1 pseudogene is annotated in these 297 nt (G+C 35.7%); it reads left to right on the forward strand.

The features are described 5' to 3' along the window. Positions 1-297, forward strand: a pseudogene (locus G9F74_RS29610) (RNA-guided endonuclease InsQ/TnpB family protein); the annotation flags it as partial.

The raw sequence follows: 297 nt of genomic DNA on the forward strand, positions 1-297 counted from the left end.
ATTGGAATGGATGTGGGACTAAAAGATTTCGCCATTTTGTCAGATGGAACAACCTATAAAAATCCGAAGTTTTTTCGGTCATTAGAAGAGGAGTTGGCGAAAGCACAGCGTGTTCTTTCTAGAAGAATAAAAGGATCTTCTCGCTGGAATAAACAGCGAGTATAAGTAGCTAGAATTCATGAATATATGAAGAATGCTAGAAAAGATTACTTGGACAAAGTCTCAACTGAAATCATCAAAAACCACGATGTTATCGGTATAGAGGATTTGCAAGTATCGAATATGTTAAAGAATCAT

Source organism: Bacillus sp. EKM202B (assembly GCF_011066025.1).
Lineage (GTDB): Bacteria > Bacillota > Bacilli > Bacillales > Bacillaceae_G > Bacillus_A > Bacillus_A toyonensis.